This window comes from Marinobacterium weihaiense (genome assembly GCF_019061305.1).
Classification (GTDB): domain Bacteria; phylum Pseudomonadota; class Gammaproteobacteria; order Pseudomonadales; family Balneatricaceae; genus Marinobacterium; species Marinobacterium weihaiense.
Genome location: NZ_JAHQZT010000043.1, coordinates 1 through 8,885 on the forward strand (window position 1 = coordinate 1; position 8,885 = coordinate 8,885).

The window sequence follows — 8,885 nt, forward strand, 5'->3', positions numbered from 1 at the left end:
GATCCACGCCGGAGCCATCGGACTTGACGCGCACCTTGACGTTGTAGTCGATGACGCGCTTAACCGGTACCAGTACTTTCATGTTCAATTCCTCGCATTACTCGGCCGCAGTAGGTGGCCTGTCCAGGCCGGACAGCTCATATGAGCCTATCGCACCCGGCCACACCCGCCATCGTCCAAGAAGACTAACGAAATGACACAATGAAAAATTCAACTTATTGATTAAAAAAGGGTTTTATTGACGCTGCACGCATGACGATAACAACACCGGCCGCGCAACGGCGGCCGGCATATCTCAGAGGCTGAAGTTTTTGAGGTGTTGGGACAGGTCACCCACCAGGCCGATACGGGTGTAATCACGCCAGGAAAAGCGCCACTCGCCCTCCACACAGACAAATTCATCGAAATAGCGACCCGTCATGATCGGTTGCAGCGGCAGCGCATCGGTTGCCTGCAGCACGGTATAGCAGGAACGACAACGCGCCTTGCCTGCCTGCTCGTCAATTTCCACAATGGGGTTGGTGATGTTGTGTCGCGTTCTGGGCGTACCGCAGGGATACAGCCGGATAATGGACTGCCATAGCTGCAGCAGCTCCTCGGCATTCAGCGGCTCCCCCTGATGGCCGGTCTTGATCCGCGCGTGGCTGAACAGCGCAGCCGCCTCCGTCAAGCGGCCTTCATCGATCAATTCTCCATAGCGGTATAGCAGGTTGCAAATCTGGACATGCGCGGGCTGTGACATACTGAACTCCTGTGGAGGCGCCTTGAGTGGCCCCATGTATGTGCAGGGACAATTTCCCCTCTCAGGCTAGTGCCCGCCGGCCAGGCTCTCATCGACCATCTGCACTAGCCGGCAGGAACGCTCAAGCCCGGTCGAATTCACGCTTGAGCATCAGTTTGTCCACCTTGTTGGAGGCGTTGACCGGCAGCTCGGTGACAAAGCGTACCACTCGCGGCACCTTGTAATTGGCCATCTGATCACGTGACCACTGTATCAGGCGTGACGTATCCAGATCGCTGCCATGGCGCCGCACGATGAAGGCACAGCCCACCTCCCCCATGCGCTCATCCGGCACCCCGATCACCGCCGCCTGGGCCACTTCGGGATGCTCCACCAGCGCCGCCTCGATCTCAGCGGGGTAACAGTTGAAACCACCCACGATAAACATGTCCTTGAGACGACCGGTGATGCGCAGGTACCCCTGAGCGTTCAGGCTGCCGATATCACCGGTATGCAGCCAGCCATCAGCATCAATCGCCTCGGCCGTGGCCTCGGGATTCTGGAAGTAGCCCTGCATGACATTGAAGCCACGCACGCAGATTTCACCGCTTTCATCCGCCGCCAACCGGCGGCCCGCTTCATCCATGATGACCACCTCGGTGCCCGGTATCGCTTTGCCACTGGTATTGGCGATGGTATCGGCGGAGTCGCTCGGGTCGCAGATCGTTGCAAAACCACCGCACTCGGTCAGACCGTAGGCGGTGGTCACGACCTCGAACCCCAGCTCATGGCGCATGCGCTCGATCAGGACCGGCGGCACCGATGACGAGCCGGTCACCGCCACACGCAGGCTGCTCAGGTCATGATGGGCCAGATCCGGGTTGGCCAGCAGCGACAGGTATAGCGTCGGCGGCCCCGGCAACACGCTGATGCGGTCACGCTCGATCCGCTGCAACACCGCATCGGCATCAAACACCGCGTGCGGCACAATGGTCGCGCCTGTCAGCAGGCAACTGAGCCATCCGGCCTTGTAGCCGAAGGCGTGGAAAAAGGGATTGATAATCAGGTAGCGGTCACCCGGTTTCATACCGAGCACACGCACGAACTCGGCGAAGGCGGACAACGCGGCCCCGTGGGCGCTCATAACCCCCTTGGGTCGCCCGGTCGTCCCGGAGGTAAACATCAGGTCCGACAGGCTATCCGTCGTCAGCTGGCGGATGCGCTCGTCGACGGCCGCCTCGGTGACCGCTGCCCCATGCCGAATGAACGCTTCCCATGCCAGCGTGCCGGCCAACGTCGGCCCCGTGCGCTCGCTCATCACCACCGTGGTGTCGAGCAATTCGTCACCGGCATCAGCCAGCATGGCCGGGTAATCGGTGCCGAGGAAATCGCCCACACTGAACAGAATGCGGCTGCCGCTGCGCTTGATGATGTCGAGAGCTTCGGCCGCTTTCATGCGCGTATTGATCGGCACCAGCACGGCCCCCGCCATCTGCAGACCCAGTGCGGCCAGCACCCAGCGGGCGCAATTGGGCGCCCAAACAGCGACCCTGTCGCCCGGCGCCACGCCCAGTTGAATCAGCCCCCTGGCAACATCCCGGGCGCGTGTGGCCAGGTCGGCATAATCGATCCGTTCGGCACCGTCTTCAATGGCGGTAATGCCGGCAAAGCGGCGGGACGCTGTCTGCAGCAGCTCGGGAATGGTCTGTGCTTGCAGGGGCACAATATCAGGGGTCTGCATCATGGTCATGGCAAATACTCGTGTTGAGCGGTCCCAGCGAACTGGAACCGGTGAATCCTGGGAAATGAGCTGGGCGTATCGCTGTGACTCAGGACATCAGCCGCTGTTTGATCTGCTGTTTCAGCAGTTTGCCGGCCGGATTGCGCGGCAGCGTTTCCTGCTGGATGGCGATCATGGACGGCACCTTGTAGGACGCCAGGTGTTCGGCGACAAAGCGCTGTAGCTCCGCCTCGGCCAGCGCCTCTCCGGGCACAATGGCCACGGCGGCCACAACCGCCTCGCCGGTCTCTTCATCCGGCACCCCCATCACGGCGGCTTCTTGCACCAGCGGGTGTTGCAGCAGGCAGGACTCGACCTCGGCAGCGGCGATGTTCTCGCCCGCTCGGTTGATGACATCCTTGAGCCGGTCGACCACATAGAGGAAGCCCCCGATCCCGAGATGCCCCAGATCCCCGGTACGCAGCCAGCCCTCTTGCAGCGCCGCACGGGTGGCCTCCTCGTTCCCCAGATAACCGTCCATCAGGGTGATCGAGCGCAGGCAAATTTCACCGTTTTCGCCTACGGCGGCCTCGTCACCGGCAGGCGTCAGGATTCTGACCTCCGTCAGGGGTGATACCAGGCCGGTAGCATCCGGGTACAGCCGGAACAGATCACCGGACACGGCGGCACCCACACCATTGGTTTCGGTCATGCCATAGCCGTTGCCAACCAGCTGTTCGCTGACGCTATCCAGCACCTCATCGATCAGCCCCTGCGGCAGCCCCGAGCCGCCCAGCCCTAACCCGGCCAGTCCGCCCTTGACGGCTTCAGTGTGAAAATCCGCCTCGCGCAGCAGCTGCATCACCATGGAGGGCGCGCCGTTGAACTGTGTCACCTGCTCCTGCTGCATCAACGCGATGGCGGCTTTGGGCTCCCACTTGTGCATGAACACCAGGCGACGCCCGGCACGCAACGCGGTGAGCAGCTGGGCATGCAGTCCGCTGACATGAAACAGCGGCACCGCCGTCAGTATCACCGGCGGACGGCCCATGGCCTGAATGCGCTCAATCGCCGCCGGTGAGGTCATCGCCGTAAAGGCACTGATATAGTCGATATTGAACAGGGCCTGACAGACCGCTCGATGATTGGAGACCACCGCCTTGGCGCGACTGGTGGCACCGGAGGTAAACAGGATCAACGCGGTATCCTCGGGAGCCGGCATCACCTCCGGCAATGTCTGCACGGGCGTGGCAGCCACCTGTTCATAGGCATGCACATTGTCGGCAGCATCTGCAGGGCTTTCATCAACCACGATAATGGGGGTCGAGTCACCCAGGTAATCCAGCCCGATGCGGGTCAGACGATCGGCATCACACACCAGCAGGCACGGGTTGATATCCTCCAGGGCGGCCCGCAATTCACCGGTCTGGCCAAAACTGTTCAACAGCGCGGGGACCGCGCCCAGGCTCGCCACCGCCACAAAAGCGGCCGCCCACTCCGGCCGGTTGCGCATGGCAATGGCCACATGAGCACCCTGCCCCACGCCCCGTTGATGCATCCATGATGCCAGCGCATCGACATGATCATTGAAATCGTTGTAGCTCCAGCGCATGTCCCGGTACACCATGAAACAGTCGGCACTCTGGCGGCGCGACTGGCGCATCACTTCGGCCAGGTTGGCTGGCGCATGCTTGTAGACGCGGTATTCGCCGGTGACAGTGGTCAGCACATCCAGCTCGAACGGGGCACCACTGGCCGTCAACTGTTCACGAATCGAGGTCGTGTCACGCATGATTGCATTCATGAATCACTCTCTTGTTTTAATTATGAAGTTTTATGCAAGGCGGTAGCGGTCCGGCTGACCTGCAACGCGGCGGCGCACGAACACGTCGGCGTCCACCAGATAGTTCAGATGTGACAGGGTTTCGCCAATGGCCAGCATCATGTCCATCGGTTTCAACTCGCGCGGGAAGAGGATATGCATGGCGTCCCAGGCGGTAAAACCCGACACGCCTGCCTCGGCGGCAAAGCGTTCCAGCACGCCGAACTGGCGATAGTGATGTGCCGACAGCTGCTGCAGGCGGGTGTGCAGCCCGGTAAACACCTGTCCGTGCGCCGGCATGACAATACAGTCAGGCGACAGCTGCCGCAGGCGCTCCAGGGAGCGAAGCCAATTGCGCAGGGGGTTGGCATCCGGCTCGACATCACTGACCAGCACGTTTGAACTGATCGAGGGCAGCACCTGGTCACCGGAGATCAACAGCGCATCCTTTTCGCAGTACAGGCAGGCATGTTCGGGGGAGTGGCCTTCCCCGATGACAATGCGCCAGCGACGCTCGCCAATGACCAGCTCATCATCCTGACGAATGCGAATATAGCGACGCGGAAATTCCGGGATAAAGGGGTCATTGCCATACAACCCCATGATTTTATCGACAGCCGCCACCGGCATGCCGGCCTGATGTAGAAAATCACGCTGGCATTGACGGTCGTTCACTGCCGCCGAGCTGGCGAGCGCCCGCATAGTAAAATATTCACCATGCGTCATATATAATGGTGCTGAATATTCCTGCATGAGCCAGCTGGCAAGACCCGCATGGTCATAATGAAAATGCGTGCAGATAACGCCTTTTAGAGGTCGGCCCTTGAAATGACACTCAACCAGTTGTTTCCAGACCGTTTTTGAAGCATCCGTATTCAGACCCGTATCAACCAGATACCAGCCATCCTTATCATCCAATAGATATACATTGATGTGATCCAATGCCATGGGCATGGGAATCCGCGCCCAATAAACACCGGTACATATTTCGATTAACGGTGTATTACCGGCCGGTGTTTCAAATGGATAATCGAGTGCTGCACGCTCGGCATGTCGACGCTGTTCGGGGTTTTCTTCGCACTTTTCTTCACGCATGCAACCTCCTTCACATTGGCGCTAACCATGGATATAATCATTTAAAACCCCATGGACTTATATTAATAAAAGCTTACAGAAAATATGAAATCTACGTCCAAAAGGACGATGCGCAAAATAAAAAAAAGCGTCAAGAATAAATAAAAAAGTCCAACGGAGCGTTCCCATGTCAGTCATGCCACCCCCTCACCGCGCCGGCACCCAAAGCCATTTCATGCTGGCCCTACTCGCGCTGGTGTATGTGTTTTCCTACATCGACCGGCACGCAATCGCCATCGTACTGGAGCCCATCAAACAGGAGTTCGGCGCATCGGATACCCTGATGGGCCTACTGACAGGCCTCGCCTTTGCCGTGCTGTACGGCGTATTGGGTATTCCCCTGGGCCGCATGGTTGACCGTGGTACGGATCGCCGTGTCATGATCTCGGTCTGCTGCGGCCTGTGGAGCCTGGCGACCATGGCCTGCGGCATGGCTACCAGCTTCTGGCAGTTGCTGGTAGCACGCATGACGGTTGCCGTCGGCGAGGCCGGGGGTATGGCGCCGTCCGTCTCCATGGTGGCTGATCTTTACCCCAAATCGCGCCGCTCACTGGCCATGAGTATTTTCATGCTGGGGCCTCATATCGGTATTCTCGTCGCCATGGTGGCCGGTGGTTATATCGCCCAGACCTATGGCTGGCGTACAACCTTCATCGTGTTCGGCCTGCCGGGGATCTTCATTGCAGCGACCCTTTGGCTGTTTACCAAAGATCCGGGCCGAGGCGTGTTTGATAGCGCCGAAGAACGACGCCAGGCAGCGCTTGCTCGCGATATCAATATCAAGGATCAAATCAAGAGTATTTTCCAGGTCCGTTCATTCGTGTACCTCTGCTTCGGCTGCGGCATGACCGGCATGGTCGGCTATGGTTACGGCATCTGGGCCCCCACCTTCCTGTTGCGCACCTACGAGATGCCGCTGGCGCAGGCCGGTCTGTTGTTCGGCATTGCCAGTGGCGTTTCGGCGGCCGTGGGCGCCATCTTCAGTGGCTGGTTCTGTGACCGCATGATTCGGCGCAACACCTCATGGCAGCTGGGCCTGCCCTTAATCGGCATTCTGATCAGTCTGCCCATGGGCATCGGCTTTTTGCTGTGGCCACAAAGTTCCGGCTTTACCGTGGCGGGCATGAATGTACCCTATGCCATGCTGTTTTGTGCCGGGTTCAGCTTTTTCCAGGGCTGGTGGCCCTCCCTGACCTTCACCGCCGTCAGCCACCTGCTGACCAGCTCACAGCGCGCGCTCGGGGCCGCCTTCCTGAACCTGTTCATGACGCTGATCGGGGCCGGGTTCGGTCCTTTCCTGTCGGGCCTGCTCAGCGACATGTATACCCGCTCAATGGGACCGGACGGCCTGCGCTGGGCACTGGTGACGATTCTCTGCCTGCTGCTGGTCACGGCCACGCTCTACATGATGGCCATCAAGCCCTACAACACGCGCCTGCAACAACTGGACGCCAGCCTGGCCTGATCCCCCTTCCTTAATTGCCATCCCCGGTTCAGAGCGGTTCTATCACGAATCCGCTCTGAGCCACCCTGCCGGTGTCATTCCGAGCACGATCAACCTCAACCATTGCATACCCGATTTCTGTACGGCATGGATTGTGCCGTTCTGCTGCTCTCACACCCTATACTGCTGCCCCGACCATTTTGAATGACTAATACAACTTTGGGTTATATATGGAAACGCCAGAACGTAGAGCGATGGCCTATCCTGACCTGCTGTTTTTTTCATAGTCCGTTTGAGGGTTTCATCAAACATAGTCCATTTATGGGTATCGAAACGTTCTCCAATAAAAAACAATGGCCATACAACAACAATAAAACCCACTGCCACCTGATGCATTACATTTAAATATGCTCAGGGTTATAGGAGGCAAAATGAGAAAGCAGCAACTGTTAAAACCCATCGCGGTTTCTATTGCACTTACCCTGTCAGCCACCGCTTATGCCAAGGTTTCGCCTGAAGAGGCGGCCAAACTGGGTAACGAGCTTACCTGCATGGGCGGTATCGCCGCCGGTAATGAAGCCGGTACGATTCCCCCCTTCTCCGGTAAATGGCTTGGAACACCTCCCGGTATTGATTATGAGCCCCATGTCGGCCAACACCCGATTGATCCCTACCCCGACGACAAACCTCTGTTTGAAATTACCGGCAGCAACTGGGAACAATACCGGGAAAACCTGACGGAAGGTCAAATTGCACTGCTGGAACGCTTCCCGGATACCTACCGTATTCCGGTCTACCCGGGTCGTCGTGATTTCCGCTATCCCGACGAAATCTGTGAAGTTGCTAAAAAGAATGCTCTGGAAGCCGAATCCATTGACGGCGGCATGGGCTTCAAGGGCTATATGGGACCGATTCCCTTCCCCATTCCCAGCGGTGAACACAAGGCCATGCAGGTCCTGGCGAACCACAATTATCCGTACCGCGCCTTCACGGAAGTCATGGAAGTGCGCGACCTGGCCGACGTGAACACCGAGGGTGACATCACCTGGGGCCAAACGCAGAACAACACTCTGAACGTCATCACCCTGCCGGACCGCATCGGTGAGCCTGTGAGTGACATCATGGCTTATAGTTTCACCGGCACGCTGCTGCCAACCCGTGACAAGGGCAAGAAAAGCCTGTCAGTTGAGCCGATGAACTTTGCTCAGGGCCAGCGCCTGGCCTGGGCTTACAATCCCGGCACCCGTCGTGTGCGCCAGCTGCCCGAGTTCGGCTTTGACACCCCCGCCGCCGGCACCTCTGGCAAGATCACCATCGATCAGGACCGCCTGATGAACGGCTCCCCCGAGCGCTACGACTGGACCGTCAAGGGCAAGCGCGAGATCTATGTCCCGGCCAACGCCTACCGTATCCATGAGGAAAGCGTGTCTTACGATGAGCTACTGACCGCCAATCACCCCAATCCGGACCTGATGCGCTACGAATTGCGTCGCGTCTGGGTACTGGAAGGCACGCTCAAGGACACCCACCGCCACAAGTATGGCAAGCGCGTGATGTTCCTGGATGAAGATACCTGGCACAGCGTCATGAGCGACTACTACGACACCCGTGAGGAACTGGTGATGCATGCGCTGCTGAATTATTACTACGCCTACGATATGAAGGCCTGGCATGCGGGCACCAGTTTCTACCATGACCTGAACAGCGGCGGCTACGTTGCCTACAACCTGTTCCAGGATCTGGAAAAAGGCCCGATTCTCAATGCCGGTGGCCTCAAACCGGAAATGTACACGCCCGCCGCGCTGCGTCGTCGCGCCCACTGATCTGCGAGGAACACGTTCATGCACGCATTCAAACGCAACCTGTTGACACTCGCCATCCTGTCAGCGGGTGTAGCCGGCCAGGCCCAGGCCGGTAAAAGCATCGATATGGGCAACGGCCTGACCCTAGACTGGAAAGGCACCCTGAGCTATGGCACCGGTGTGCGTCTGGAAGACCGCTCCGACGTGGGCTACATGCAGTCCAGCGGCAACCGCAACTTCGA

Annotated in this window: 7 protein-coding genes and 1 pseudogene; 3 read left to right on the forward strand and 5 right to left on the reverse strand. The window is 58.7% G+C overall.

Annotated features, from left to right (window positions below):
- The 5 genes and pseudogenes from KTN04_RS16155 to KTN04_RS16175 form a co-directional block, all read right to left on the reverse strand.
- A pseudogene (locus tag KTN04_RS16155) lies at positions 1 to 82 on the reverse strand (electron transfer flavoprotein subunit beta/FixA family protein); the annotation flags it as partial.
- A 213-nt stretch (positions 83 to 295) separates the two neighbouring features.
- Complete coding sequence (locus tag KTN04_RS16160) at positions 296 to 742, reverse strand: nuclear transport factor 2 family protein (RefSeq protein ID WP_217336259.1); 447 nt, start codon at positions 740 to 742, stop codon at positions 296 to 298.
- Positions 743 to 863: 121 nt separating this feature from the next.
- On the reverse strand, positions 864 to 2,471 hold the full coding sequence (locus tag KTN04_RS16165) for a FadD3 family acyl-CoA ligase (RefSeq protein WP_217336260.1): 1,608 nt from the start codon (positions 2,469 to 2,471) through the stop codon (positions 864 to 866).
- A 79-nt stretch (positions 2,472 to 2,550) separates the two neighbouring features.
- Positions 2,551 to 4,245: a class I adenylate-forming enzyme family protein gene (locus KTN04_RS16170; protein ID WP_217336261.1), complete on the reverse strand. Its 1,695-nt coding sequence runs from the start codon at positions 4,243 to 4,245 to the stop codon at positions 2,551 to 2,553.
- Between the two features lie 30 nt (positions 4,246 to 4,275).
- A complete protein-coding gene (locus KTN04_RS16175) occupies positions 4,276 to 5,358 on the reverse strand; it encodes an MBL fold metallo-hydrolase (RefSeq protein ID WP_217336262.1) in 1,083 nt (360 codons plus the stop codon).
- 166 nt (positions 5,359 to 5,524) lie between these two features.
- On the opposite strand from KTN04_RS16175, the gene KTN04_RS16180 reads away from it, so the two are divergent.
- The 3 genes from KTN04_RS16180 to KTN04_RS16190 form a co-directional block, all read left to right on the forward strand.
- The gene (locus tag KTN04_RS16180) at positions 5,525 to 6,862 is read left to right on the forward strand and encodes a spinster family MFS transporter (protein WP_217336263.1); all 1,338 of its coding nucleotides are present in this window, start codon (positions 5,525 to 5,527) and stop codon (positions 6,860 to 6,862) included.
- A 410-nt stretch (positions 6,863 to 7,272) separates the two neighbouring features.
- The gene (locus tag KTN04_RS16185; RefSeq protein ID WP_217336264.1) at positions 7,273 to 8,664 is read left to right on the forward strand and encodes a DUF1329 domain-containing protein; all 1,392 of its coding nucleotides are present in this window, start codon (positions 7,273 to 7,275) and stop codon (positions 8,662 to 8,664) included.
- An 18-nt stretch (positions 8,665 to 8,682) separates the two neighbouring features.
- Positions 8,683 to 8,885, forward strand: a 203-nt coding sequence (locus KTN04_RS16190) for a DUF1302 family protein (RefSeq protein WP_328515996.1), incomplete at its 3' end; no start/stop codon positions are given.

What these genes read in the sequence shown, in the direction of transcription:
- KTN04_RS16170 (WP_217336261.1), bottom strand. Translation starts at nt 4,245, where the DNA reads ATGAATGCAATCATGCGTGACACGACCTCGATTCGTGAACAGTTGACG.
- KTN04_RS16180 (WP_217336263.1), top strand. Translation starts at nt 5,525, where the DNA reads ATGTCAGTCATGCCACCCCCTCACCGCGCCGGCACCCAAAGCCATTTC.
- KTN04_RS16160 (WP_217336259.1), bottom strand. Translation starts at nt 742, where the DNA reads ATGTCACAGCCCGCGCATGTCCAGATTTGCAACCTGCTATACCGCTAT.
- KTN04_RS16175 (WP_217336262.1), bottom strand. Translation starts at nt 5,358, where the DNA reads ATGCGTGAAGAAAAGTGCGAAGAAAACCCCGAACAGCGTCGACATGCC.
- KTN04_RS16165 (WP_217336260.1), bottom strand. Translation starts at nt 2,471, where the DNA reads ATGACCATGATGCAGACCCCTGATATTGTGCCCCTGCAAGCACAGACC.
- KTN04_RS16185 (WP_217336264.1), top strand. Translation starts at nt 7,273, where the DNA reads ATGAGAAAGCAGCAACTGTTAAAACCCATCGCGGTTTCTATTGCACTT.